Annotated in this window: 22 protein-coding genes and 1 other RNA gene; 1 reads left to right on the plus strand and 22 read right to left on the minus strand. The window is 60.4% G+C overall.

The genetic code is table 11. The features are described 5' to 3' along the window. Nucleotides 1–59 precede the first annotated feature (59 nt). From ftsA to F3H58_RS01640, 3 genes are read right to left on the minus strand one after another with little or no spacing between them, the layout of a single operon-like run. Nucleotides 60–1,391 (minus strand): cell division protein FtsA, encoded by a 1,332-nt coding sequence (gene ftsA, locus F3H58_RS01630; protein ID WP_149740985.1) that lies wholly within the window; start codon nt 1,389–1,391, stop codon nt 60–62. Next, the gene (locus F3H58_RS01635) at nt 1,388–2,320 is read right to left on the minus strand and encodes a cell division protein FtsQ/DivIB (protein ID WP_188128732.1); all 933 of its coding nucleotides are present in this window, start codon (nt 2,318–2,320) and stop codon (nt 1,388–1,390) included. The genes ftsA and F3H58_RS01635 overlap by 4 nt, the downstream gene beginning before the upstream one ends. Then, the gene (locus F3H58_RS01640; RefSeq protein ID WP_149740987.1) at nt 2,308–3,234 is read right to left on the minus strand and encodes a D-alanine--D-alanine ligase; all 927 of its coding nucleotides are present in this window, start codon (nt 3,232–3,234) and stop codon (nt 2,308–2,310) included. The genes F3H58_RS01635 and F3H58_RS01640 overlap by 13 nt, the downstream gene beginning before the upstream one ends. A 543-nt stretch (nt 3,235–3,777) precedes the next feature. On the opposite strand from F3H58_RS01640, the gene F3H58_RS01645 reads away from it, so the two are divergent. Next, nucleotides 3,778–5,082, plus strand: coding sequence for an MFS transporter (locus F3H58_RS01645; RefSeq protein WP_003522203.1), 1,305 nt, complete (start codon nt 3,778–3,780; stop codon nt 5,080–5,082). Between the two features lie 75 nt (nt 5,083–5,157). Here F3H58_RS01645 and F3H58_RS01650 read toward each other — a convergent pair whose 3' ends face one another. The 19 genes from F3H58_RS01650 to F3H58_RS01740 form a co-directional block, all read right to left on the minus strand. Further along, entirely contained in the window at nt 5,158–5,967 is an 810-nt protein-coding gene (locus F3H58_RS01650; RefSeq protein WP_149740988.1) for a GGDEF domain-containing protein, read from the minus strand. Between the two features lie 182 nt (nt 5,968–6,149). Beyond that, the gene (gene murB, locus F3H58_RS01655) at nt 6,150–7,115 is read right to left on the minus strand and encodes a UDP-N-acetylmuramate dehydrogenase (protein ID WP_065655815.1); all 966 of its coding nucleotides are present in this window, start codon (nt 7,113–7,115) and stop codon (nt 6,150–6,152) included. Beyond that, nucleotides 7,112–8,527: a UDP-N-acetylmuramate--L-alanine ligase gene (gene murC / locus F3H58_RS01660; protein WP_149740989.1), complete on the minus strand. Its 1,416-nt coding sequence runs from the start codon at nt 8,525–8,527 to the stop codon at nt 7,112–7,114. The genes murB and murC overlap by 4 nt, the downstream gene beginning before the upstream one ends. Beyond that, nucleotides 8,524–9,660, minus strand: a complete 1,137-nt coding sequence (gene murG / locus F3H58_RS01665) for an undecaprenyldiphospho-muramoylpentapeptide beta-N-acetylglucosaminyltransferase (RefSeq protein ID WP_003522199.1) — start codon at nt 9,658–9,660, stop codon at nt 8,524–8,526. Before murG ends, murC begins: the two co-directional genes overlap by 4 nt. A 6-nt stretch (nt 9,661–9,666) precedes the next feature. After that, nucleotides 9,667–10,821 (minus strand): putative lipid II flippase FtsW, encoded by a 1,155-nt coding sequence (gene ftsW, locus F3H58_RS01670; protein ID WP_149740990.1) that lies wholly within the window; start codon nt 10,819–10,821, stop codon nt 9,667–9,669. A 5-nt stretch (nt 10,822–10,826) separates the two neighbouring features. Next, nucleotides 10,827–12,236, minus strand: coding sequence for a UDP-N-acetylmuramoyl-L-alanine--D-glutamate ligase (gene murD / locus F3H58_RS01675; protein WP_149740991.1), 1,410 nt, complete (start codon nt 12,234–12,236; stop codon nt 10,827–10,829). A 3-nt stretch (nt 12,237–12,239) separates the two neighbouring features. Then, nucleotides 12,240–13,340: a phospho-N-acetylmuramoyl-pentapeptide-transferase gene (mraY, locus tag F3H58_RS01680; protein WP_003522196.1), complete on the minus strand. Its 1,101-nt coding sequence runs from the start codon at nt 13,338–13,340 to the stop codon at nt 12,240–12,242. 23 nt (nt 13,341–13,363) lie between these two features. After that, nucleotides 13,364–14,797 (minus strand): UDP-N-acetylmuramoylalanyl-D-glutamyl-2,6-diaminopimelate--D-alanyl-D-alanine ligase, encoded by a 1,434-nt coding sequence (locus tag F3H58_RS01685; protein ID WP_065655810.1) that lies wholly within the window; start codon nt 14,795–14,797, stop codon nt 13,364–13,366. Beyond that, a complete protein-coding gene (locus F3H58_RS01690; RefSeq protein ID WP_149740992.1) occupies nt 14,794–16,263 on the minus strand; it encodes a UDP-N-acetylmuramoyl-L-alanyl-D-glutamate--2,6-diaminopimelate ligase in 1,470 nt (489 codons plus the stop codon). The genes F3H58_RS01685 and F3H58_RS01690 overlap by 4 nt, the downstream gene beginning before the upstream one ends. 57 nt (nt 16,264–16,320) lie before the next feature. Then, nucleotides 16,321–18,063, minus strand: coding sequence for a peptidoglycan D,D-transpeptidase FtsI family protein (locus tag F3H58_RS01695; RefSeq protein ID WP_149740993.1), 1,743 nt, complete (start codon nt 18,061–18,063; stop codon nt 16,321–16,323). After that, nucleotides 18,063–18,617: a cell division protein FtsL gene (gene ftsL / locus F3H58_RS01700; protein WP_149740994.1), complete on the minus strand. Its 555-nt coding sequence runs from the start codon at nt 18,615–18,617 to the stop codon at nt 18,063–18,065. The genes F3H58_RS01695 and ftsL overlap by 1 nt, the downstream gene beginning before the upstream one ends. Nucleotide 18,618: 1 nt before the next feature. Continuing rightward, complete coding sequence (gene rsmH / locus F3H58_RS01705) at nt 18,619–19,644, minus strand: 16S rRNA (cytosine(1402)-N(4))-methyltransferase RsmH (RefSeq protein ID WP_149740995.1); 1,026 nt, start codon at nt 19,642–19,644, stop codon at nt 18,619–18,621. A 14-nt stretch (nt 19,645–19,658) separates the two neighbouring features. Then, entirely contained in the window at nt 19,659–20,099 is a 441-nt protein-coding gene (gene mraZ / locus F3H58_RS01710; RefSeq protein ID WP_149740996.1) for a division/cell wall cluster transcriptional repressor MraZ, read from the minus strand. A 402-nt stretch (nt 20,100–20,501) separates the two neighbouring features. Then, an RNA gene (gene rnpB, locus F3H58_RS01715) (RNase P RNA component class A) lies at nt 20,502–20,903 on the minus strand. Between the two features lie 56 nt (nt 20,904–20,959). Beyond that, nucleotides 20,960–22,150 carry an NAD(P)/FAD-dependent oxidoreductase gene (locus F3H58_RS01720; protein WP_149740997.1) on the minus strand — a complete coding sequence of 397 codons (1,191 nt, stop codon included), beginning with the start codon at nt 22,148–22,150 and terminating at the stop codon, nt 20,960–20,962. Nucleotides 22,151–22,209: 59 nt separating this feature from the next. Then, nucleotides 22,210–23,397: an FAD-dependent oxidoreductase gene (locus F3H58_RS01725; protein ID WP_149740998.1), complete on the minus strand. Its 1,188-nt coding sequence runs from the start codon at nt 23,395–23,397 to the stop codon at nt 22,210–22,212. Between the two features lie 92 nt (nt 23,398–23,489). Then, the gene (locus tag F3H58_RS01730) at nt 23,490–24,029 is read right to left on the minus strand and encodes a lytic transglycosylase domain-containing protein (protein WP_149740999.1); all 540 of its coding nucleotides are present in this window, start codon (nt 24,027–24,029) and stop codon (nt 23,490–23,492) included. Nucleotides 24,030–24,276: 247 nt separating this feature from the next. Then, nucleotides 24,277–25,056, minus strand: a complete 780-nt coding sequence (locus F3H58_RS01735) for an N-acetylmuramoyl-L-alanine amidase (protein ID WP_003522186.1) — start codon at nt 25,054–25,056, stop codon at nt 24,277–24,279. After that, on the minus strand, nt 25,053–25,793 hold the full coding sequence (locus tag F3H58_RS01740; RefSeq protein ID WP_003522185.1) for a J domain-containing protein: 741 nt from the start codon (nt 25,791–25,793) through the stop codon (nt 25,053–25,055). Before F3H58_RS01740 ends, F3H58_RS01735 begins: the two co-directional genes overlap by 4 nt. Nucleotides 25,794–25,858: the final 65 nt, after the last annotated feature.

Raw genomic sequence — 25,858 nt, forward strand, 5'->3', positions numbered from 1 at the left:
CCGCTGGCCGATTCTTGAAAACTCAACTCTGAAACCTCCGGCTTACGCCACGAGGCCACTCAAAAACTCTCTTTCAGCCATTGCCCCACCCGGGCTATCCGGCCGCTACCGTTACCAAACGGCGAGAACATTCCGCCTTGCGCCGCATGAATTTCGATGTCCGCCACCTGCGGATAGATCATCAGTCCGCAGGCGGTTGAAAATGCCGGTCCCTTCGCCGCCACCGGAAGACCGGCGACCCCCATGGGGCGGCCGATACGAACGTTGCGGGCAAGAATGCGCCGTGCCGTTTCCGGCAGCCCCGTCAGCTGGCTTGCGCCGCCGGTCAGGACGACGCGCTTGCCGACAATCGGGCTGAAGCCGGACTTCTGGATGCGATCACGGATCAATTCCAGCGTCTCTTCGATACGTGCCCGCACGATGCGGGTGACCAATGCTCTTGAAACTTGCGATGGTTGATCGCGATCATCTTCACCAATCGGCGGGATCGAAATCATGTCGCGCTCATCCGCGCCATTCAGCAAAGCCGAACCATGCACCACCTTCAGTCTCTCCGCATCTTCGATTCGTGTCGAGAGGCCACGTGCAAGATCTGTCGTAACGTGATGGCCGCCAAGGCCGATCGCATCGGTGTGAATGAGACGGCCTTCGGCGAAAACCGAGATCGTCGTGGTGCCGCCGCCCATGTCGATGGCCGCGCAGCCGAGTTCGACTTCATCGTCCACCAGCGCCGCCAGACCGCTGGCATAGGGCGTCGCCACCATGCCCTCGACCGAAAGATGCGCGCGATTGACACAAAGCTCGAGGTTCTTCAGCGCCGTGCGCTCGACCGTGACCACATGCATGTCGACGCCGAGAAGATCACCATACATGGAGAGTGGATCGCGAATGCCGCGCTCGCCATCCAGCGAATAGCCAGTTGGCAAAGAATGCAGGATCGCCCGGTCCTGGCGCATGGACTGCTGGCTTGCCGCCACCAGAACCTTGCGCAGATCGCTTGCTTCCACTTCCTGGCCGCCGAGATCGATGCTCGCGGTATAGATATCGCTTGCCAGCCGTCCGGCGGAAACATTGACGATCAGGCTGTCGACGGTAAGGCCCGCCATGCGCTCGGCCGCATCTACCGAAAGACGGATGACACCTTCCAGCGCGTCGAGATCGGCGATCACGCCGGATTTCACACCGCGCGAACGCTGATGGCCGATGCCGATGATTTCGACCTTATGCGTACGACCGGGCAGAATTTCGCTTTCCTGGCGCGGCGTCAGCCGGCCGATCATGCACACGACCTTGGTCGAGCCGATGTCGAGCACCGAAACGATGTGGCTGCGCTTGGAAGAAAGCGGCTTCAGGCGAGGCAGGCCGAAATGGGAAGAACCGAATAAGCTCATGTGTTCTTCTCCGCCTTCTTGAGAGCCTTGGTGCGCGCATCGACGGCGGCCTGACGGCGTTCCGTGGCACCCTCGGTCAGCTGGATCGTGGTGCGGTCCGCGAGCCGGAGATCGACGGCGGCGACATCGCGCGACAGAACCTTTTCCTCGAGATCGAGCCGCGCCAGCAATTGCAGCGCCTGCGGCAGGTTTTCTTCCGGCAGCTTGACGACGATGCCGTTATCGAGATGCAGATCCCAGCGACGGCCGGCAATGCGGACATAAGCGCGGACACGGTTGCGGATTTCCGGCCAGTCGGCCAGCTGCTCGACGAAACCGGCAGCACCCGTTTCCGCGTCGCGGCCGACGAAGAGCGGCAGGGCGGCGAACTTATTGTCCCGCAGCGGCGCAATCACGCTGCCGCTTTTTTCGATGAGCGACAGTTCCGTTCCATGCTGCCAGATGCCGAAGGCCTGACGCTCCTTCAGCCGCACTTCCACGGTCTTGGGATACACCTTGCGGATATCGACATCTTCCACCCAGGGAAGCTGCACCAGCTTGCGGCGTGCCGCATCGATATCGAGCGCGATCAGCGAGGTGCTGCCATCGAGGCCGAGAAGCTGGAACACTTCGATTTCGGAGGTCTGCAGATTGCCGGAAACCTTCACGTCCTCGACCGCAAAGCCTGCGGCCGATGTCGTGGTCTGGGTAACAATATTGGTGTGCCCGCCGAGCGACATGCCGTAAAGCCCGATCATCGCGTAAAAGGCGACGGCGGAAATCGTGCCGGTATGGGCAGGAATATGAATGCGCCCGGTCGCAAGGCTGACACCGAAACGCACGAAGCGACGCAGCGGACGCGGCAGCACCCTGCGATCGTCGGCATTGGCCGTCGCCGCATATTGCTCGCGCTTTTTTGCCGTCGACTTTTTGCCGGTCACCGCAAACACGAAGCGTCCTCCACCATCCAGCTGACAAGGTCACCAAAGGAGCGGCCAGCATGGGCCGCCATTTCCGGCACCAGGGAGGTCGGCGTCATGCCCGGCTGCGTATTCACTTCAAGCCAGATAACTTCGCCATCTTCTGAGAAGCGGTCGTCGTAACGAAAGTCTGAACGGCTTACGCCACGGCACCCGATCGCCTGATGCGCCATAACCGCCAATGTTTGAATCTTTTGGTAAATTTTCGGTGAAATTTCTGCGGGAATGACATGTTTCGAGCCACCAGCCGCATATTTCGCATCATAATCATAGAAATTGTGACCGAGCGGCACCACTTCGGTAACGCCCAGCGCCTCGCCGTCGAGTACACCGCAGGTCAGTTCGCGGCCGTGAATATAGCGCTCGACCATCACCTGATCGCCGTAGCGCCATTCCGAAGAGGTGAGTATCTGCGGCGGATGCGACTGGTCTTCCTTGACGATCACGACACCGAAGCTCGAACCTTCACGCACCGGCTTCACGACATAAGGGGGTGCAAGCGGATGTTCGCTGGTGAAATCGAAGCGGTTCATGACGCGCTCGGCAGCCACCGGGATGCCGGCAGCAGCGGCAACCTTCTTGGCCTGCGCCTTGTCCATGGCGAGCGCGGAAGCGAGCACGCCGGAATGGGTATAGGGAATGGCGAGATATTCGAGGATGCCCTGAATGGTGCCATCTTCGCCAAAGGGACCGTGCAGCGCGTTGAAGGCCACATCCGGGCGCAGCTCGGCTAGCACGGCGGCGATATCGCGCCCCACATCGACCCGGGTGACCTTGTAGCCCTCGTCTTCCAGAGCCTGCGCGCAAGCGTTGCCCGACGACAGGCTGACCGGCCGCTCCGACGAAAATCCACCCAAAAGAACAGCTACGTGCTTGCCGCTCATCGATACCTCTGACACCAACTCTCCGTTACGAACCACGCTCCGAACCGACCGAATTTGACGAACAGTGATTCTGGCACATGACCCTTGAGATCAGTTAAACGCCATTAAGGTTAATGAATCGTTTACTTTCGTTAACCGCCGCGTCCAACGTGCCGAGTTTCGTTAAAGAATCAGCACCGATCCGGATTCCCTCCTTGGAATCAGAGAGTTGCATGGATTGCAACATGCAGGTTTTCAATGATCGGAAATAAAACGATGCTCGCGCGTCTGCCGCTCCGCAATAAAGGCAAGGCCGAAACGTTAACAGACGGGGTTATTCCCCAGGGAAAATTATCTGGCGTTTCAGCGTTTTAAAACCGCGGCCTGAATCAGTCTCTCAATCGCCAAAACATCCCCCAGAGGCATAACCACACGTGTCGCACTGATGGATCACATTATCTGCATTATTTCTTTTTTAGCATTCCATAAGAACAAAAATTGCGTTAACGCAGTCATCGCCTCCCAAGGCATGACATTGCAATCATCCAAAATGGAACCAATACCATGACCGACGCGATATCTCCGGTATCGCCGACCGCTGACACTTCGAACGTTGTAAAGACAAATTCGCCTGCACGAGTTCTCACTGCCAGCCTGGTCGGCACGACCATCGAGTTTTTCGATTTCTACGTTTACGCCACGGCCGCAGTGCTCGTGTTCCCCACTTTGTTCTTCCCGAACAATGACCCGATGACGGCGCTTCTGGCGTCCTTCGCCACCTTCTCCATCGCCTTTTTCGCCCGCCCGCTGGGCGCTGTGGTCTTCGGCCACTATGGCGACCGGGTCGGCCGCAAGACCACCCTTGTCGCCGCCCTGCTCACGATGGGCGTTTCCACGGTCGTGATTGGCCTCCTGCCCTCCTATGAGACCGCCGGCGTTCTGGCCCCGCTGCTGCTCGCGCTTTGCCGCTTCGGTCAGGGTTTCGGCCTTGGCGGCGAATGGGGCGGCGCCGTCCTGCTCGCCACGGAAAATGCACCTCCGGGCAAGCGCAGCTGGTACGGCATGTTCCCGCAGCTCGGTGCACCCGTTGGCCTGTTCCTTTCGTCCGGCGTGTTCTGGATCCTGCTGCACTTCATGTCTCAGGAAGCGCTTTTGAGCTGGGGCTGGCGCATTCCCTTCGTCGCGTCGATCATCCTGATCGCGGTCGGCATGTGGGTTCGCCTGTCCATCACCGAAACGCCCGACTTCCAGAAGGCAATCGAAAAGGAAGAACGTGTGGCCGTGCCGGTCGCGGAACTGTTCCGCAACCACAAGCGCAGCCTCGTGCTCGGCACCTTCGTGGCGCTGGCCACCTTCGTGCTCTTCTACATCGGCACCGCCTATCTTCTGTCCTACAACGTCAAGGTCCTGAAAATCCCGTTCCTCGACGCGCTGGAAGTGCAGATCCTCGGCTCCATCGTTTTCGGCATCTTCATTCCGATCGCCGGCAAGCTCGCCGAAAAATTCGGTCGCCGTGAAATCCTGATCCTGACGACGGTGCTGATCGGCCTGTTCTCCTTCCTGCTGCCCGGCCTGATGTCCGGTGGCGAAGGCTCGATCTTCGTCTTCGCGGCTCTTGCCATGATGCTGATGGGCATGACCTACGGCCTGATCGGAACGGCGCTCGCCGCCCCCTTCCCGACCCGCGTGCGTTACACCGGCTCGTCCATCACCTTCAACATGGCCGGCATCTTCGGCGCATCGCTGGCGCCTTACATCGCCACATGGCTGCAGGTGAACTACGGCATGGGGTATGTCGGCTATTATCTCTGCGTATCGGCGCTCATCACGCTCGCCTGCATCCTCCTGTCGCGCAAGGACGAAGTCTGATCCGAACGGATTGCCAGACATTAAAAAGCCCGCGAAACCTTCGTTTCGCGGGCTTTTGTTTGCCTGTTTTAACGCTTACGCCACGGCCTGGCGCCGCTCCACATGACCGGTCATGCAGACGCGATTGCGCCCTCCTTCCTTTGCCCGATAGAGCGCCAGATCGGCATTGTGCATGACCTTGTCGAAAATGTCGGCGTCGCCGCGAAACGCCACGCCAATCGAAATCGTCACCGTGATCCGCAAATCCTGATACTCCACCGGGGTGGTCTCGATGGCTGCGCGAACCCTTTCGCACATCTGCAGAAAGGCGAGCGGGCTGGTTTCCTGCACAACGACAAATTCCTCGCCACCCAGGCGGGCGACATGCGCAGAAGGATCGAAATGCTCCCTTATCCTGCGGGCGACGTTTGAGATGACGAGATCACCGGCAAGGTGGCTGTATCTGTCATTCACCTTCTTGAAATGATCGATATCGATAAAGGCGACGCAATAGTCGCTGCCCAGTTCAGCGCATGCAGCATAAAGGCCGAGCCGGTTGCTGAGGCCGGTCAGGGCGTCCGTATGGCTCAGATGCAGGAAGCGCTCGTGGGATTGCACGAGAATTTTCACTTCCCTGGAATTCAGCCAGCAGACCAGCAATGTAATCGTAAACGCCACCGTCCCGCCGAGCGTCACACTCAACATGATGCCGTTGAAGAGATCAGTTACCAGCCCGAACTGCGCGAGAAACGTCAGGCCGCCCATGCACATCAGGATGACAATGATCGTCACGAGACAAGCGATACGAATGGAGAATTCCAGTGGCTCGAGCCGCCTGCGGCCCTCCGACGTGGCGACCGAAAAACTTATCATTTCGATCGGTTTTTTCCAAAGACCCAACATCATGCTCAAAAGCGCCTAGATCACGTAATGCCGTTGGTATTTCCTGATAAAAAGTAATTTAATAGAAGGACGAGACGTCGCTTCGCCCCGATAATATGGCAAAAACTGTTGATTGACCGTTACGATACATGAAACGGCCAGATCAACAGCAGGTTTTTCTTGCAATTGGCAGCATTCGCCGAGGCTTAAGCCCCGAGGAACGGCTCCACTTCCCGGCCCGGCATGAACAGGCCAAGGCGCTTGATTTCCCATTCCAGCCGGATGCCCGACTTCTCGAACACCCGCTTGCGGATGGTCTCACCCAGATATTCCAGATCGTAACCGGTCGCATGGCCGGTATTGATCATGAAATTGCAATGCAGCGACGACATCTGCGCGCCGCCGATGACCAGACCGCGACCGCCCGCCTCATCGATCAGTTCCCAGGCGGAATGACCTTCGGGGTTCTTGAAGGTGGAACCGCCCGTCTGCTCGCGGATCGGCTGCACGGTTTCGCGGTGGTGGCGCACGGCATCCATATCGGCACGGATTTTCGCCTTGTCTTCCGGATAACCCTCAAACAGCGCGCCCGTAAAGATCAGACCTGCATCGGCGCCGGAATGGCGATAGCTGTAGCCCATATCGGCATTGGAAAGCACATGCTGGTTGCCCTGACGGTCGACCGCATAGACCTCCACCACACGCTCGCGCGTCTCGCCGCCATTGGCGCCCGCATTCATGCGCAGCGCACCGCCGATGGAGCCGGGAATGCCGTAATAGAAATGGAAACCGCCAATGCCATTATCCATGGCCATAGCGGCAATATGCTTGTCCGGGCAGATCGCGCCCGCCTTGATGCGGTTTTCACCGGCAAGCTCCACCTGGCCAAAGCCCTTGGCCGACAGACGGACGACAACGCCCGGAATGCCGCCATCGCGCACCAGAAGGTTCGAGCCGACGCCAACCACGGTCAACGGCACGTCTTCCGGCAGAATTTTCAGGAAGGCAATCAGATCGTCGGTATCGTGCGGCTGGAACATGACTTCTGCAAGACCGCCAGCTCTGAACCACGTCACGCGGTCCATGGGCGCATCCGGTGTCAGACGTCCCCGCAATTCATTTACCCCGTCGCCGAGCCTCCCCAGCAATTTAACCCCATCGACCTGTCTCATTCAGACTTTCCTGATATGCTCTTCAATTCCGAAGGCAGTACTGCTGCCCATTGCGTGATATTTCCAGCCCCCAAGAGAACCACGAAATCACCCGGATTCGCAATGCCTGCAACCACTGAGGCGAGATCTTCCCGTTTTTCGAGAAAACGGGCGTCCCGGTGGCCGGCGGCCTTGATGGCCGAAACCAGCGCTTCCGAGCTTGCACCCTCGATCGGATCTTCGCCCGCGGCATAGACCGGAGCAAGGATAATCGTGTCGGCATCGTTAAAACAATGCGCGAAATCGTCGAACAGGCTGGAAAGCCGGCTATAGCGGTGCGGCTGGTGCACGGCGATGATGCGGCCCTTGCAGGCCTCCCGCGCCGCCTTCAGCACAGCCTTGATCTCGACCGGGTGGTGACCGTAATCGTCAAAAACCTGCACCCCATTGGCTTCGCCCGTCAGCGTGAAACGCCGCTTGACGCCGCCGAAGGAGGCAAGGCCCTTCTTGATATCGGCTTCCGAAATTCCGAGACGATTGGCAACCGCAATCGCCGCCGTCGCATTCGAGACGTTGTGGCGGCCGGGCATCGGCAGGACGAGATCCTTGAAGGAGAATATCTTGCCGGTGCGGCGACGGCGGATCTCCACGTCGAACACCGAGCGCGTGCCGTCGATGCGGACATTCGAAAACCGCACGTCGGCCTGCGGGTTCTCGCCATAGGTGATGACCTTGCGGTCCTCGATGCGGCCAACCAGCGCCTGTACTTCGGGATGATCGAGGCACATGACGCCGAAACCGTAGAACGGCACATTCTCGACGAACTGACGGAATGCGGCGCGTACGGCGTCGAAATTGCCGTAATGGTCGAGATGTTCCGGATCGATATTGGTAATAACGGCCACATCGGCCGGCAGCTTCAGGAAGGTGCCGTCGGATTCGTCGGCCTCCACCACCATCCACTCGCCCTCGCCCATGCGGGCGTTGGTGCCATAAGCATTGATGATGCCGCCGTTGATGACGGTCGGGTCAAGATTGCCGGCTTCCAGCAGAGTCGCGACCATGGAGGTGGTCGTGGTCTTGCCGTGGGTGCCGCCGATGGCGATGGCGTTACGGAAACGCATCAGCTCGGCCAGCATTTCGGCCCGGCGAACGATCGGCAGGTGCTTTTCACGCGCCGCGATGAGTTCCGGATTGTTCTTCTTGATGGCGGTGGAAACGACCACCACCTCAGCATCGCCGATATTATCCGCCGTATGGCCGACGAAAACCTCGATGCCCTTGTCGCGCAGGCGCTGCACATTGGCGTTGTCGGCCTGATCCGACCCCTGAACGCGGTGGCCGAGATTGTGAAGCACTTCGGCAATGCCGCTCATGCCGATCCCGCCTATGCCGATGAAATGCACAAGGCCTATGGCTTTCGGCATCTTCATGCCCCAACTCCTTCATTCTTTTTCTTGAATTCCTGTACGGACCGGCCGGAAGCAATCGCCTCGACCAGATCGGCCAGCACATCCGCCGCATGCGGTTTGCCCGTCGCCTTTGCTGCCGCCGCCGTTGCCGAAAGACGGTCCGGCTCCGAAAGCGCTGAGGACAGCAGGCCGGAAAGCTTCTGCGGCGACAGTTCCGCCTGCTTGATGACGCTTGCCCCGCCCGCCGCCGAAAGCGCTGCCGCGTTCGCCGCCTGATCGTGATCGAGCGCATGCGGATAGGGAACGAGGATCGACGGGCGGCCGATCACCGAAAGCTCCGATACGGTCGATGCGCCCGAGCGGCTGATGACCAGATCGGCCTCGCCGATGCGCGACGCCATGTCGCCGAAGAAGGGCGAAACATCCGCCTTCACACCGAGCTTCTGATAGGAGGCGATCACGCTGTCCTTGTCTTCCGGCCGCGCCTGCTGGGTGACGACGATGCGCTTGCGCTGCTCATCCTTCAGCAGGCAGATCGCCGCAGGCACCGCGCTCGAGAAGAACTGCGCACCCTGGCTGCCGCCGAAAACGACAAGCTGGAATGTCTCACCCGTCTGCGAGGGCGTATAGGGTATCTCCGACGCCGCCAGCACCGCTGGGCGCACGGGATTACCGGTCGCTACCGTCTTGTCGGAATATTGGCCGTTGGCGGGCGGCAGGAAACCGCCGGCAATTGCCTTCACCCGGCCTGCCAGCGCCTTGTTGGCGCGGCCCATCACCGCATTCTGCTCATGAATGATGGAGGGAACGCCAAGCCCGGTGGATGCCAGAAGCGGCGGCACGGTGGGATAACCGCCGAAACCGACAACTGCGACAGGCTTCAGCTTCGCCACCAGCCGGCGCGCGGCGCGCAGACCAACCCACAGCTTCCAGAGCGAACGCGCCACGGAAATCGGATTTTTCGAGCCGATGGTGGCGGACGGCACAACATGGATTTCATCCGCCGGGAACTTGCCCGCATAACGCTCGGCGCGGCTGTCGGTAACGAGGTGCACCTGATAACCGCGCGCTTTCAGCGTGTGCGCGAGCGCCTCGGCTGGAAAAACATGGCCGCCGGTTCCCCCGGCGGCAAGAAGAACAATACCCTTGCTCATGATCGTTTACTCCGCGGGAACGCCGGAACCGACGCGGAAGAAACTCCGCTCCTGCGCCCGCTTTTCGGGTCTGTGGCGTGTCAGCGCCAGAAGGAAGCCGGCGGTCACGCATATCGCCATCATCGACGAGCCGCCATAGGAAATCAGCGGCAAGGTCATGCCCTTGGCGGGCATCAGTTCCAGATTGACGCCGATATTGATCATCGACTGCATGCCGATCTGCAGCACAAGGCCGGCCACGGCAAAGCGGCAAAAATCGTCCTTTTCCTTGAAGGCGTGCGAAAGGCCGCGCAACACGATGAAGGCGAAGATCGCCACCAGGAACATGCAGAAGACGATGCCGAATTCTTCAGCAGCAACCGAGAAGATGAAGTCGGTATGGCTGTCGGGAATGATGCGCTTGACGATGCCCTCGCCCGGCCCGCGACCGAACCAGTCGCCGCGAATGATCGCCTCGCGCGCCGTGTCCACCTGGAACGTATCGCCCTCACCCGTCCAGAACCGGTCGATACGGCCCGCGACGTGCGGCAACATCAGGTAGGCCGTGATGATACCGCCGACGCCGAGACCGCCGAGCATGATGATCCAGAACCACGGCACGCCGGCCATGAAGAACATGCCGCCCCAGACCACGGAGGTCAGGATCGTCTGGCCGAAGTCCGGCTGGGCGATCAGAAGTGCGGCGACGATGCCGAAGGTGATGATGGCGAAGAGATTGCCCGGAATTTCAGGATGGCGCGCCCGTTCGGCAAAGAGCCAGGCGCAGACGATGACGAAGGCCGGCTTCATGAATTCCGATGGCTGGATCGAGAAAGTGCCGATGGAAATCCAGCGCCGCGCACCCTTGACCTCGATGCCGAAAAACAGCGCGAAGATCATCATCAGCAGCGAAACGATAAGCATGATGACCGCGACGCGCCGCACCTGACGCGGCGACAGGAAGGATAGGCCGACCATGATTGCCAGCGACGGCACCATGAACATCGCCTGACGCTCGACGAAGAAGAAACTGTTGAGGCCGATGCGCTCGGCAACCGCAGGCGAGGCCGCAAAGGACAGCATCAGGCCGATGCCCATCAGCGCGATGAACGCCGCCAGAAAGAAACGGTCGATGGTCCAGAACCACTCCGCGACCGGACCGCGATCAACTCGGCTTACCATGGCCTTCAGCCCCCTTTTCCAGAGTCAACCAGCATCGTCATGCCATCGAGCGCCGCGACCTGCGCGACGAACGAATCACCTCTGATCTCAAAGTTCTTATATTGATCGAAGCTTGCGCAAGCCGGGGATAACATCACGATATTGCCGGCCGTCGCATCTTTTTCCGCATCCGCCGCCGCATGTTGCACGGCCTTGTCCAGCGTGCCGGATATTTCATAAGGTACGGCCTCGCCAAGCGTCGCGGCAAATTCCGCGGCCGCCTCGCCGATCAGATAGGCCTTGGCGATGCGCGGGAAAAGCGGCGAGAGGCTGGCGATGCCGCCTGCCTTGGGCAAACCGCCGGCGATCCAGTAGATACGGTCGAAACTTGAAAGCGCCGGTGCCGCAGCATCGGCATTGGTGGCCTTGCTGTCATTGACGAAGGTGACATTGCCACGTCGGCCGACCGGCTGCATACGATGCTTGAGGCCGGGAAAAGACTTCAGGCCTGCGCGAACTTCCTCTTCGGAAACCCCGACCGCAAGGCAGGCGGCGATTGCCGCCGCCGCATTCTGCGCATTGTGGCTGCCGCGCAGGGTCTGGATACCCTCGAGATCGGTGAGCAGCAAAGAAGTGCCGCCATGCGCACGGAAAATGCGGCTGCCTTCGGCATAGAGACCTTCGGAAACGACATTGCGCTTGGAAATGCGCTCCACCTTCACGCCGGCGCGTTCGATACGGTCGGCAATCAGCGTCGAATGGCTGTCATCAACACCCACGATGGCCGTTTGACTGCCCGCCACCAGCCGTTCCTTGACGTCGGCATAGTGCTGCATCGTCCCGTGCCGGTCGAGATGATCGGGCGTCAGATTGAGCAGAATGCCGGCGGTCGGATTGATCGTCGGTGCGAGATCGATCTGGTAGGACGAGCACTCGACAACATAGAAGCGCTGCGCCTTCGGCGGATCGAGGCTCAGCACCGCCGTTCCGATATTGCCGCCAAGCTGCGTATCGCGGCCGGACGCCTTGAGAATATGCGCGATCAGCGCCGTCGTTGTCGACTTGCCGTTGGTGCCGGTAATCGCGATGAAAGGGCAGTCCGGCGCATGCGCACGGCGCTCGCGGATGAAAAGCTCGATATCGCCGATGATCTCGACGCCCGCAGCTTTCGCAAGGTCGACCGACCAATGCGGTTTCGGATGCGTCAGCGGCACGCCGGGCGCCAGCACGAAGGAGGAAAAGGAGGGCCAGTCAATCGTCCGAAGATCCGCCGTCTTGATGCCTTCGGCCTCGGCCTTCGCGACACTGTCGGGATTGTCATCGAAAGCAACGACATCCGCCCCGCCCGCCACCAGCGCGCGGGCCGTGACGAGACCCGAACCGCCAAGCCCGAAAAGCGCGACCTTCTTACCTTTGAACGACGTGACCGGGATCATCGCTCACCTCAGCTTCAGGGTGGCGAGGCCGAGCAGCGCGAGGCCAACGGAGATGATCCAGAAACGGATCACCACCTGGCTTTCCGTCCAGCCCTTTTTCTCGAAATGGTGATGGATCGGCGCCATCAGGAAGACGCGCCTGCCGGTGCGCTTGAACCAGAAGACCTGGATGATGACAGACAGTGTTTCCATGACGAACAGACCGCCGACGATGACCATAACGATCTCGTGCTTGGTCGCGACAGCGATGGAGCCGATCAGGCCGCCGAGCGCCAGCGAACCCGTATCGCCCATGAAGATGGCGGCGGGCGGCGCGTTGAACCACAGGAAGCCGAGGCCCGCGCCGATGACCGCGCCGACGATGACGGCAAGCTCACCCGTGCCGGGCACGAAGTTGATCTGCAGGTAATTGGCGAAAACCGCGTTACCGGCGAGATAGGCGATCACGCCGAAGGTGGCGGCGGCGATCATCACAGGCACGATGGCGAGACCATCAAGGCCATCCGTCAGGTTCACGGCATTGCCCGCGCCGACGATGACGAAAGCACCGAACAGCACGAAGAAGTAGCCGAGATTGATCACGAATTCCTTGAAGAAGGGAAACGCGATGGAGCTGCCGAGCGTGCCGCCATGCGGGGCGGAAGCGAGCGCCATCTTCATCATGAAGAACACGGCAATCGCCGCAATCAGGAATTCGATGCCGAGACGGGCCTTGCCGGAAAAGCCCTTGTCGCTCTGCTTCGTCACCTTCAGATAGTCGTCGTAGAAGCCGATGGCTCCGAAACCGAGCGTCACCATCAAAACGGCGACGACATAGACATTAGAAAGATCGCCCCAGAGCAGCGAACCGCCGAGAATGCCGGCAAGGATCATCAGCCCGCCCATGGTCGGCGTGCCGGCCTTCTTGAAATGCGTCTGCGGACCATCGGCGCGGATGGGCTGGCCCTTGCCCTGGCGCACGCGCAGCGAATTGATGATCGCCGGTCCGAACAGGAAGACGATCAACGCAGAGGTGAACATTGCAGCACCCGCCCGGAAGGTGATGTACCGGAACAGGTTGAAGATTTGAATTTTATCCGACAGTTCGACGAGCCAGATCAGCATAATTGCCCTTTCAAAAGGCTATTTCAGACTTGGCGTTCCGTCTCGGGGAATGCCGGATACTTGTCAAGCAGGGCGGCGACAATCTTGCCGAAACCGAGGCCAAGTGACGATTTTACCATCAGCGCGTCTCCCGGTTGCACCCATTGCAGGGCGAAATCGGTCAGTTCCGCCGTCGTCGGGAACCAGATGACGGTCACACTATCAGGCAGCGCATCGCGCAGCGCCGCCATCGCCTCACCCGCCAGCCAGACATGTTCGATACCGGCCGCGAGCAGTGGGCCGGCCAATTCTTCATGCAACTGCGCGGAAAACTCGCCCATCTCCAGCATGTCGCCGAGGACTGCGACGCGCCTTCCGTGACCCTGCGTCGGCGTTTCCGCCAGCACGGCGATCGCCGCGCGCATGGAGGCCGGATTGGCATTGTAGCTTTCATCGATCAGCAGGAAGGTGCCGCCGTTGATTGCCAGCTGATGGCGCTGGCCGCGCCCCTTTACCGCCTCGAGCGTTCCCAGCGCCTCGAAGGCGCGGTCGAGATTGGCGCCGGTGACGGCAACGGCGCCCAGCACGGCCATTGCGTTATCTGCAATATGCCGGCCGGGAATATTGATGTGCAACTCGCTGGTTTCACCGTTCAGGATCGCCCAGATCGTCGAGCCCGTCGTCGTGCTCTCGAAATCCGCGAGGCGGAAATCCGCCTTGGCATGCTGCCCGAAGGTGAGGATATGCTCGATACCCTGTTCCTGCGCCGCTTCTTCAAGCTGTTCGAACTGGGCGTTATCGCGGTTGAGGATGACGGAACCGCCCTCCTCCAGACCCTCGAAAATCTCCGCCTTGGCGCTAGCGATCTCTTCGATGTTCTTGAAATTGCCAAGATGGGCCGGAGCAATGGTCGTGATGATCGCTACATGTGGGCGCACCAGCTTCACCAACGGCCGGATTTCGCCGGAATGGTTCATGCCGATCTCGAACACGCCGAATTCCGTGTCGGCAGGCATACGCGCCAGCGTCAGCGGCACGCCCCAATGGTTGTTGAAGGAGGCCACCGCCGCATGCACCCGGCCTGAAGGGGCGAGCGCCTGCCGCAGCATTTCCTTGGTGGTGGTCTTGCCGACCGAACCGGTCACCGCAATGATGCGCGCCGACGTTCTTTCACGCGCCGCGATGGCGAGCTTGCCGAGTGCGGCAAGCACATCTTCCACCACGATCATCGGCACGGTCAGGCGGCCGAGCGCCGGCAGCTTGGCCTCCGCAACGACCAGAAGTCCCGCCCCGTTCGCAACGGCGAAACTGGTGTAATCATGACCGTCCACCCGGTCGCCCTTGATGGCGAAGAACGCTTCGCCCGGCTTGACCGTCCGGCTGTCGATGGAAATGCCGGTGATCCCGGTCGGCAGGTTGCCCACGGGGCGTCCCGCCGTGATGGCGATCATGTCGGCGACTGTCCATAACCAGCTCAAATCTTCGATCCTTCCAGCCCTGCCAGTGCAGCGCGCACCTGTTCATGATCGGAAAACGGCAGCGTTACCGAACCGACGATCTGCCCCTCTTCATGACCCTTGCCCGCGACGATCAGCGTATCGCCATGCGAAAGCAGCGACACCGCATGCCGGATAGCGTCCGCCCTGTCGCCGATTTCCAAAGCGCCGGGCGCTGCCGCCATGACTTCGGAACGGATCGTTGCAGCATCTTCCGAACGCGGATTGTCGTCGGTGACGATGACGATGTCGGAAAGCCGCGTCGCAACCTCGCCCATGATCGGGCGCTTGCCCTTGTCGCGGTCGCCGCCGCAGCCGAAGACGGTGATGATGCGGCCGGAGGTGAAGGGCCGGACCGAGGTGAGCACATTTTCCAGCGCATCCGGCTTGTGGGCGTAATCCACATAGGCAAGCGCACCGTTCTTCGTCTGGCCCACGAGTTCCAGACGGCCGGCAGCACCGATCAGCTTTTCGAGCGCCTTCAGCGCGGTTGCCGCGGGAACGCCGGTGGACATGGCAAGACCGGCCGCGACGAGAGCGTTCGCAACCTGAAAATCACCCGCCAATGGGATGTCGACTTCATAAATCTCGCCGTCATGATGCACTTCGATCATCTGCTTGTGACGGAAGTGCTCGACACGCTTCAGGGCCAGATAGTCGCCCTTGCGACCGACCGTGCGCACATCGAGACCGGCTTCGCCCGCCGCGCGGATCGCCTGTTGCGACCATGGATCGTCGGCGAAGATCACGGCGGGAGCGCCCTTTTCCATCAGCGTATCGAAGAGCCGCATCTTCGCGGCCATGTAGTCCTCGACGGTGGGGTGATAATCCATGTGGTCGCGGCCGAGATTGGTGAAACCGGCCGCCGCCAGCCTCACTCCATCGAGACGGCGCTGGTCAAGACCATGGCTGGACGCCTCCATCGCCGCATGCGTCACGCCTTCGGCCGCAAGTTCGGCCAGAAGCGCATGCAGCGTTACCGGATCGGGCGTGGTGAGCGCGCCGTAGTCCTCGCGGCCGGGTGCAATCACACCTGTCGTACCGATCTGCGCTGCGGGATGGCCGGCGAAAGCCCAGATTTGCCGCACGAAGGAAGCAACGGACGTTTTTCCCGCAGTACCGGTGACGGCGACCATGGTTTCCGGCTGTTTTCCGTAAAAACGGGAAGCGGCAAGGGAGAGATAAAGGCGTGGATCGGTGACCGAAAGCACCGGCACATCGGCATCCAGCGCGTGTCCGGAAACGACAGCGACCGCGCCCTTGGCAACCGCGTCCTTCACATAGGCCGCGCCATCCGCCTTGGTGCCCGCAACCGCCACGAACAGGCTGCCCGGCGCAGCCTTGCGGCTGTCTGCGGTGATCCCCCCGATTTCGATCGCCCCGATCTCAGACAGGAGCAATTCTTTCAATTCCGGAAACGCATTTCCGGATATATCTCGCAAATTCATCGACTGTGTCCGTCTTGTCCCCCCGGCGCGAATCGCCGGAACATCATAAGCTAACAATCAATAAGACACGAGCAAGGCCGAGCCATCCTTGCCGAACTTCGGCTTCACGCCCAGCACCGCCGCCGTGCGGGTGATGATATCGCGCACCATCGGCGCTGCGGATGTGCCGGCGAGTGCCGCGCCATTGCCCTTGTCCGTCTTCGGCTCGTCGATGAAGGACAGCACGACATATTGCGGATCGTCCATTGGGAAGGCCGAGAGGAAGGCGTTGAAGTTCTTGTCGTGCACGTAACGTCCGTTGACGACCTTGTCGGCCGTACCGGTCTTGCCGCCGACGTTGAAACCATCGACGCGCGCGTTGCGGCCTGAACCGTTGACGCCGTTCCATTCGAAGAGGAAGCGCATATCCTTGCTGGCGCCCGGTTTCAGCACCTGTTTCGCCACCTGATCCGCCTGTTCGCGGGTGCGCGGCAGGAATGTCGGCTCGATCAGTTTGCCGCCATTGACGAGAGCCGCACCGGCAACCGCTGTCTGCAGCGGTGTCGTGGAAACGCCGTGACCGAAGGAAATGGTGATGGAGTTGATCTTCTTCCATTCACGCGGCTGCGACGGCAAAGCCACTTCCGGCAGTTCGGTCTGCATCCGGGTCAGGAGGCCAAGCCTTGTGAGGAATTCCTTGTGGCCTTCGGTGCCGACAGTGTCGGCGATCTTGGCCGTACCGATGTTCGACGAATACTGGAAGATTTCCGGCACCGAAAGCATCCGGCCCTTGCCGTGGAAGTCCTTGATGGTGAAGCCACCAATGCGGATCGGATAACGCGCATCGAACATGTCACCGAGACGGACGCGACCCGAATCGAGGCCCATGGCAATCGTAAAGGACTTGAAGGTGGAGCCCATTTCGAACGTGCCGTTCGACATGCGGTTGAGCCAGCCTTCCTTGGCGCCTTCGGCCGGGTTGTTCGGATCGTAATCCGGCACCGAGGCCATGGCGAGGACTTCGCCAGTATGCACATCCAGAACCACCGCGCCCGCGCCGATCGCCTGGAACTTGGTGATGGCCGAGGTCACGACTTCGCGGACAATGGACTGCACGCGCAGATCAATGGAAAGCTTCACCGGCTCCAGCGGCTGGTCGCTGGTCATGCCAAGCGCCGTCAGATCGGCAAGGCCCTGGCTATCGACGTAACGTTCCATGCCGGCAACGCCGCGATTATCGATATTGACGTGACCGACGACATGCGCAGCGGTCGGCCCGCCGGGATAAAAGCGGCGCTTTTCCGGGCGGAAGCCGACGCCTGGAATGCCGAGCGCCAGAATCTGGCTCTGCTGCTTCGGCGTCAGCTGGCGGCGCAGCCACTGGAAGCGTGAATTGGAGGAAAGCTTCTGATAGGTGCTGCGCTGGTCGAGATCCGGCAGAACCGTTCGCAGCTTCTCGATAGCCTCATCGATATCGACGATGCGATGCGGTTCGGCGAAAAGCGAGACGGTGCGAATATCAGTGGCCAGAACCTCGCCATTGCGGTCGAGAAGATCGGGGCGCGACGCCATCAAGCGGTCGGCGGGTGCGATGCTCGATACCGTTTCCTGCTCGGCCATGCCATATTGCACGAGACGCCCGCCAACGACGGCGTAAAAGGCGACGAAACCGAAAATGATCAGGCCGACGCGGCTTTTCGCCTGGGCGGCGCGCTTCTTGCGGGCGCCCTCAAAAGCCGCATGGTCGGTATAAACACCGGTGGTGCTGGCGGAAAAATGAGCCTTGCTCTTCAAAACCATGACGCGGGAGAGAAAAGACATCAGCGGTTCACCGATCCTGTTATCGTGTCATCCATGTCGTCGGTTTCATCGCCCGCGACGGCGGAGACGGCCGGAGCCGCTGTGGGACGGGAAACACGCGCCCGGGGTGTCGGAACCGGAGTGCCGTTGACGGCAATCTGGCCAGCCGGCGGTGATTTCTTTTTGGTGGCCGCGCCAAGCGTCGCACCCGGCTTGGAACCGTTGACGGCGGCGGCGATGACATCCTCGACGCTCATTCCTTCCGGCTCGGGCGGCTGCGGCAGTTGCGAGCGCAGCATGGGCAGCTCGCGCGGCTGCGCCAGTTGCGTCGGCAGCGTCGGCGAAAGGCCAAGTTCATCCTGATAGGCATTCACGAGCCGGTGCAGACGGTTCGGCTGCGTCAAGAGCGCCCAGTCGGCCCTCAAGAGATCAATCGTATCCTTCTCAAGCTTGATCTCGGCCTCCAGCTTGCGGACCTCCTCAAGCTTCAGATCGGCCTTGTGCTTGATCGAATAGGTCACGACGGCCGCGGCGACCATCACACCCACCAAGATGACATCGAAAGTGCGCAGCATATCAGCCTCCCATCTTTTCAAGGCTGGCGAGATCGGGAAGCTCGAAGATCGAATAATCCGCCGCGCGCGCCGGTGCGGTCGTGCGCAGACCGGCCCGTAATTTGGCGGATCGGGCTCGCGGATTGAGCTCCGCCTCCTCATCGCTGGCGGCGACCATCGGCTTTCCGATGTTATCGAAAATGGCGGGCTTGTCCTCCACCATCGGCAGATGCCGGGAACCGGCGGCCTTGCCCGAACGGTCGGAGAAGAATTTCTTGACGATACGGTCTTCCAGCGAATGGAAGGTGACGACGACCAGCCGGCCGCCGGGTTTCAAAACCTGCTCGGCGGCAAAAAGCGCCTGCGCCAGCTCGCCCAGCTCGTCATTGACGAAAACGCGCAGCGCCTGAAACACCCGCGTTGCGGGATGAATCTTGTCTTTGGCCTTACGCGGCGTGACGATTTCGATGAGGCCGGCCAGATCGCGGGTGGTGCGGAACGGCTCTTCCGCCCTCTTCTTCTCTATGGCGCGGGCGATGCGGCCCGGCTGCTTTTCTTCACCGAGAAAACCGAAGATGCGGATCAGATCGCTGACTTTCGCACGGTTGACGACATCGGCCGCCGAAACGCCGGAACCCGACATGCGCATATCGAGAGGGCCGTTTTTCTGAAAGGAAAAACCGCGCTCGGCCTCGTCGATCTGCATGGAGGAAACGCCGATATCAAGAACGACGCCATCGAGCCCGCCTTGCGGCGCATGTTTCGCGAGATCGGAGAATTGCGACTGAATGAGGCTCAACCGGCCGCCATTGGCGGCAACCATTGCCTGACCGCCGGCGATCGCGGTCGGATCGCGGTCGAGCGCGATGACATCAGCGCCCTGATCAAGGATGGCCTGGGTGTAGCCGCCGGCGCCGAACGTGCCGTCGAGAATGATCTTGCCGGATGATGGCTCCAGCGCGGCAATGACTTCGCGAAGCAGGACCGGTATGTGACGCTGAGGTCCGCCATCGGCATCAGAAGATCGTCCGCCAGAATTCGCCGCCATTCCGTGTCCCCGTCCTAGGCGGGGCGAGCAGCCGAAAAACCGCGCCCCGCTCTTGCTTCCGCCTGCGCCGCCAAAAACGCATCCGGTTGCCAAAGCTGAAAATGATCCGCCCGTCCGACGAAGGTGACCTCGGTGGATATGCCGGTGAATTCCCGCACGAAATCCGTCACCATCAATCGACCTTCCTGGTCGAGCTTCATGAAAACGCCGCCGCCGTGAACCAGCAGCGACATCGCGTTCGCTTGCCGCGAGAAGGCATCCATCGACGCAATCTGCCGCTCGTAGCGCTCCAGCAAATCCGGACCGCCGACACTGATGGCCGGAAAGGCGAAATCCTGAAGACAATAAAGCTCCTGAATGCCGCGCCTGACCAGCACCGAACGAAACGGAGACGGAACCGAAACGCGCCCCTTGGCGTCGATCCTGTTCGTCACGTTCGATAAAAAGCGGTCCATTACTCAACTCGCCAAAACCACATTCCGCAAAGCGAACCATCCACTTTGCAGACGACACCGGTACGCACGACACATCGCCAAGCGCCAGGGCGACGTGCCCTGCAGCAGCCCCTCGTAGGCTCCTCACTCGTTTCAGCGATTGCGGGTCAAAAACACGACCCAATGTGGTGTGCATTTGGGATATCATGGGACACTATGGGCGTCAATGGGAGAAGCCGGCACGATACCGACTTCGCATCGGAAATTCATAAGCCGTTAAGTTTAACGAATGGTTTACCGGGGCGCGCGGCGATGCGCTTTCGCTGCGTGGAAATTCGCCGCAAAACACCCATTTCTCTTTTATGAAGCAACGGGATAACCAAATCCCACATGAGACCCGCAATTCAGGGTCGGAAAGGAAAATTCGCCAGTTGGCCTGTAAGCCGGGTTCTGTATGGCCCCGGTTTGACCCGGAACGTGGCAGCCATTCATCTGGGACGGCATTTGCATGCCGCCTCGCGCAACCCACCCGGATGACGGGCCTGGAAACCGGCTGTGAACGGGCTTTCGCCAATCCCATGTCATCCCTATTCGGTCTTGCTCCCGGTGGGGTTTACCTTGCCGCCGCTGTTACCAGAAGCGCGGTGGGCTCTTACCCCACCCTTTCACCCTTACCATGCGATGCATGGCGGTTTGCTCTCTGTGGCACTTTCCCTGGGGTCGCCCCCGCCGGACGTTATCCGGCACCGTATTTCCGTGGAGCCCGGACTTTCCTCACCTTACCGTCTTTCGACATTGGTAAAGCGCGGCTGCCCGGCCAACTGGCATGGGCTGCATAACCATGTTCCGAGGCGAAAGCCACCGAAAAGCGCAGGCAAGGATCAAAGAAATGCCGGCTTGAAATCCGTAGCAAAGGCGCCGTCGGCGATTTTTCCGTCCCGCAGCAGCACAGCACCGAGCCGTCCGATCTCATCGGAACTCTTGGCCGCCGTACCGTTACCGCCGGTCAGAACCGCAATCTTCGGCGAGGCGGTGAAGCCGATGGCCGGATAACCGCTTTGCGTTTTGGAGACGACGCAGGCGGCCATCGAGACACGCGAGAGATCGATGGAAGGCACCAGCGATCCGACGATCTCGGAGAGATGATCACGCACGCTTTCACGTCCGCCGGCGCGGAACCATTCCCGGATTTCCGGGTCGCTGCCGAGCCTCTTGTCGTCGGGATCGCCGCCGATCTTCAGGTAGAATTTGCCATCGGGATAACGTACCGGCGGCAGAAGATAGATATGTTTCATCGTGTCGCGCGGCTCATAGATCAGCGACGGCATGTCCGCATATTGATCCAGATCGCCCTCATCTACCTCGAAGAAAGCGACGGTGCGTGCATAGACATCGAGGGCCACCGGCTGCGGCAGCAGATCTTTCGTGATCGAGAAGCCGCCGGCCGCCACCAGCACCCGGTCTGCGGTATAAGCCGCGCCCGAGGCCGTCTCCACCCGTGCGCGACCATCCTCTTCCCGAGTCGAGACGACGATATCGTCGACAAGCGTGACACCCGCCTTTTCAGCGAGAATAGCCTGCGCCTTCACCAGCCCACGCGGATTGACGTATCCGGCATTGTCCCTTTCGAACACGCCCTCACAACCCTGCTCAAAAGAGAAATAAGGAAAGCGACTTTTCAGACTTTCACCGCCCAGCAGTTCCGTCGAAACCCCGAGCCGCGCCGCCGCCTTGCGGACATCGTCGACAAAAGGATTATCGCCGCCCCGTTCAGGCCCCACCATCAGGCAGCCGACCGGTGCATAAAATTCAACGCCGCTTCTGGCGGCGATATCGGCGTAACGCGCTATCGAGCGGTTGGCGAGCAGCGCCCAGTCGGCATCGCTGTCAATGGTGCGGGTAATCCGCGCCTCGTCATAGTGGCTGGCGAAGACGCCCAGATGCGATTTGATGTCGGCAGGTTCGCCGGGGCCGATCAGCGCGACGCCATCGACCGTTTCGGCCAGGTGGCGGGCGGCAGCGGCCCCCATCATGCCGCGACCCACGACGATGTATCTGAAATGTCCCGACATGCCGCCCTCTTCACCCGCTCATTTCCGTCGCAACCTTGTAGCTGCTTCGTCCCTGAATGTCAGACGAAAACCGGCGACATTTCGGCGGCGAATTCATCCTCGGTCAACTGACCGTTCAAAAGCAGCATGGCGCCCAGCCGGCCGATTTCGTCCGAAGATTTGGCGGAGACGAAATTGCCGCCGGTCAGAACCGCGATATTGGAGGATTGCGTATAGCCAATATAGGGATAGCCGCTGCGGGTAATGGAAGCAACACAGGAGCCTGAGGTGACCGGGCAGCCGGCAAGCTCCGGCATCAAGGAGAGCGCCCGCTTTTTCAGAAACTCAACCTCACCCGGCGTGCCGTCCGAATGGAACCAGTCCACTGCGTCGGTGAGCGTTTCAAGCCTGCCCTTTTCGCTCTCGCCGCCGATCTTCAGATAGACCTTGCCATCGGGATAACGCACCGGCGGCAGGATATAGACGATGTCGTCCTCGGTCTCCGCCAGTACGATGGTGGAGGGCATCGCACCGAACAGCGCCTGCCGCGCCTCATCCAGCTCAAAAAAGACGATGGTGCGGCCCGTGGCCGCCATATTGACCGGAGAAGGCAGAAGCTCGGCCATGTTGGTGAAACCGCCGGCCGCTACGATGACCTTTTCAGCCGTATGAACCGCCCCTTCTCGAGTAGAAACCTCGACGCCATGGGAAGTATCTCGAATATGCGCCGCCGTCTGGCGCACAAGCCGCGCGCCCTGCGCGACGGCAATCGTGCATTGCGCCTTCACCAGGGCGCGCGGATTGACGTGGCCGGCATATTGCGCCTCGAAATAACCGCTATGGTCGGCCGGCAGGGAGAACATAGGAAACCGGCCAGCCAGCTCATCAGTGCCGAGTGTCTCCACACCGAGGCCGAGACGGTCGGCCGAGGCAAGCGCGCGCGAGACATAGTCCCCCGCAAGCCCCCTGCCGTTTCCGGTAAACAGGCAGCCCGCTTCCGTGAAAAAGCGGATGCCGCTTTTGGCCTCGATCTCCGCATAACGGCGGATGGAGCGCTGCGCGAGTTCCGCCCAGACCGGATCGCCATCAAAACCGCGGGTAATGCGCGCTTCGTCGTAATGGCTCGAAAACACACCCTGATGGGTCTTGCGATCGGTGGGTTCGTCCGGGCCGATCAGCGCCACGCCATCCGTTTGCATTGAGAGATGCCGCGCCGCAGCCGCTCCCATCATCCCGGCCCCGACGACGATATATTTGAAATCCGGCATGTCATGCTCCGTATCAGATTTGCTTCTGACTACAGCATGCCGGGCCGAACCGGAATCGCTTTTCGCAATTCCGCAGACGATCGATGGCGGCCTCAGCCGGCCAGCAGCGCCTGCACCTTGCCGCAATAACGCTTGGAGACCGGGTTCATCCGGGTGGCGCCATGGCCTGCATTGTAACGCAGGATCGTGCTGCACACCTGGCCGCCGCCAAGCTGATGCGCCGTCGCCAGATATTGCATGCCCCAGCGAATATTGGTCTCGGGATCGTAGAGCGCCTTGGTCGTGCCGCGATAGCCCATCATCCGCGCCGTCGCCGGCTTGATCTGCATCAGCCCGACCTCGCCTGCGCTGCCGCGAGCCTTCGGATTGAACTTGCTTTCCACCGAAACCACGGCATGCGCCAGATTGGTGGGAACGCCGTAACGCTTGGCATATTTGACGATCAGATCGGAATAGTCGTTCCTGAGCGAGGAAGGCAGGCTTTTTTCGGGAATGGGATAACCGGGCTTGCGGAAGAAGGTCTCCAGCGTCACGGTTTTGGTCTTGACGTCCTCGTCTTTGGCAAAAGCAATCCCCGCCTGCGAAGCGAGCACAACAACGCCCGCCACGACAGCAACAACAACCCTGTTCATATGTAGAAAAAGTCTCCAGATCGGATGACAGAAACAATGAAGCGGCACAATTAATTTGCGCCCGGAAAGTCGATCACGACCTTCCGCTGTCCGGTCTCCTTGATTGATATTGACGGCAGGTTCCCCTGAAGAACGACACCGCATGCAGTAACGTTCTTAAACTTCCTCAATGCGGATTAACTGTGGCACGGTAAAAAAAGCGACTTGAACGGCAAGAAAACCGGGAACGATTTTCCAGAATCCGCGTTCAGGCGGCCGAAAATCTCGGCAGGCTGGCGATCAGCCGATGCAGCGTGTCGATGGTGGAGAAATCCGCGATGCCATCCACCAGAGCGGGACGGAAATGCCGCTGGAAGGCAGCCACGGCGCCTTCGGTTTTCTCGCAATAAGCGCCTGTAATTTCAACGCCATAACCATAAATGGACAGCATCGACTGCAGCGCTTCGACCGGTTGGCCATGATCGCCGCGCTGGAAAAAACGCCCGCCACGGATCGGCGCAGGCTCCACCCAATGGCCAACACCGTGCTGCGACAGGATGTCCCACGGGAATTTTTCACCCGGATCGACCTTGCGGATCGGCGCGACATCCGAGTGCGCCAGCACCCTTTCAGGGGCGATAGACCAGCGCTGGCCGCAATCGCGACACAATTCGATGACGGCTTGCACCTGTTTCTTCGGAAATTCCGGCAGGCCGCCGGGATGGCCCTGATTGGCGATCTCGATGCCGATGGAGCGGGAATTGATGTCCTCATCCCCCGCCCAGATGCTTTTGCCCGCGTGCCAGGCACGGCGGGTTTCAGGAACCATCTGGATGACGCGCCCGTCTTCGAAGACGAAATAATGGCTGGAAACCTGACTTTCCGGATTGCAGAGCCACGACAGCGCGCCGTCGGCCGTCGTCATGCCGGTATAATGCAGCAGGATAATATCGGGGCCGGCCACACCCAGCCTTTCACCATGGTTAGGCGAAGGCGCAACGGCTGCGCCCCCGAAATCCGGGGTAAAATCCGGCAGACATTCACTCATGCGACGCGGCGTTCTTTCTCGATGGCCGCATAGGCGGCGTTGAGAGCCGCCATACGCTCATTCGCGGCCGCATGCAATTCCATGGGAACGCCGCGTGCGATGAGCTTGTCAGGATGGTGTTCGGCAACCAGCGAACGATAACGCCGGCGAATATCGGAAAAATCGTCGGAAGGCGAAACGCCGAGCACGCGATAGGGGTCGCGCCCGTCCATGTGGACATGCCGCGCCATGATCGTTTCGAAGTGATCTTCGGTGATACGGAAGATTTCCGCGATCCGGCCGAGGAAGGCCAGTTCCCGCTCATGGATCAGCCCATCGGCCTTGGCGATGTGGAACAGGCCGTCAATAACGCTTTCCAGCATCTCGCAATTGGCATGTCCGGAACCGCACAGACCGGCAAGCCGCTCGGCATAGGCTTCGTAACCGGCAACGTCCTGACGGGCGAGATTATAAAGACGGGCGACGTTCTTGGCTTCTTCTTCCGGAAAATCGAAGATTTGCCGGAAGGCGCGCACTTCCGCATCGTTGACGACACCGTCGGCCTTCGCCATCTTGGCGGAGAGCGCGATGATTGCCACGGAAAAGGAAACCTTGCGGCGGGTTTCCGGATCGCCCTCGAAAAGGGTGCGGATGGCTTCCACCACGCGCCCGAGCGCACCGCCTGCCGCGTCGCCGATTGCGCCGAGCAGCCGTTCCCACAGGGATGAAATTTGCAGACAGGCGAAATCGAACATCATGCGACAAGCATGACGGGATATTGCCGCGAATGCAATATGTCCAGCGGGCCGGCGGCATTAACTTT

The sequence above is a fragment of the Rhizobium sp. NFACC06-2 genome, assembly GCF_900101425.1.
In the GTDB taxonomy this organism is placed as follows: domain Bacteria; phylum Pseudomonadota; class Alphaproteobacteria; order Rhizobiales; family Rhizobiaceae; genus Agrobacterium; species Agrobacterium leguminum.